The organism is Streptomyces griseomycini (assembly GCF_014203535.1).
Lineage (GTDB): Bacteria > Actinomycetota > Actinomycetes > Streptomycetales > Streptomycetaceae > Streptomyces > Streptomyces griseomycini.
The window spans coordinates 1-1,056 of record NZ_JACHJI010000072.1 but is presented as its reverse complement, the minus strand read 5'-3'; the positions used below and the strand labels follow the sequence as shown (position 1 = coordinate 1,056).

General features: G+C 71.6%; 1 protein-coding gene. It reads right to left on the bottom strand.

The features are described from left to right. On the bottom strand, positions 1 to 1,016 hold a 1,016-nt coding region (locus FHS37_RS38765), incomplete at its 3' end, for an acyltransferase domain-containing protein (protein WP_229890371.1). Positions 1,017 to 1,056: the final 40 nt, after the last annotated feature.

Here is a 1,056-nt window from a genome sequence, read left to right as displayed (position 1 = left end):
GCGGGTTCGGGTGTGAGCCAGTAGCGCCGGCGTTGGAAGGGGTAGGGGGGTAGTTCGACGGTGTGGGCGTGGTGGGGTTTCAGGAGGGTGGGCCAGTCGACGGTGACGCCGTGGGTCCAGGCTTCGGCGGCGGACTGGATGAAGCGGTCGAGGCCGCCGGTGTTGCGGTGGAGGGTTGCGACGACGGCGCCGGTGTGGCCGAGTGCGTCCAGGGTCTCGGTGATGCCGGAGGCGAGTACGGGGTGGGCGCTGACCTCGATGAAGACGGTGTCGGGTGTGGCGAGTTGTCGGACGACCTCTGCCAGGCGGACCTTGCTGCGCAGGTTGCGGAACCAGTAGGTGCCGTCGAGTTCGCCGGTGTCGAGGAGGCCGCCGGTGACGGTGGAGTGGAACGCGGTGCGGCCCGGGCGCGGGGTGAGGTCTTCGAGTGCGTCCGCGAGGGTGTCGCGGATCTCGTCGACGTGGGGGGAGTGGGAGGCGTAGTCGACGGGGATGCGGCGTGCCCACACGCCGGTGGTTTCGCAGTGGGCCAGCAGTTCGTCCAGGGCGTCGGGTTGTCCGGCCACGACGGTGGAGGAGGGGCCGTTGACGGCGGCGACGGAGATGCGTCCGGGCCATGCGGTCAGGAGTTCTTCCGCCTGTTGTTCGGGGATGGCGAGTGAGGCCATGCCGCCGCCGCCGGACAGGGCGCGCAGTGCCTTGGAGCGCAGGGCGATGACGCGGGCGCCGTCCTGGAGGGACAGGCCGCCGGCGACGACGGCGGCGGCGATCTCGCCCTGGGAGTGTCCGATCACGGCCGTGGGGTTGACGCCGTTGGCGCGCCAGAGGGCGGCGAGGGCGAGCATCATGGCCCAGGAGGCGGGCTGGACCACGTCGACGCGGTCCAGGCCGGGGGCGTCGTCCTGGCCGCGCAGGACGGCGGTCAGGGACCAGTCGACGAAGGGTGCCAGGGCGGTTTCGCACTCGTCGATCACGCGGGCGAACTCCGGTGAGGAGTCCAGCAGTGCGGTCGCCATGCCGGCCCACTGCGAGCCCTGCCCCGGAAACACGAACACG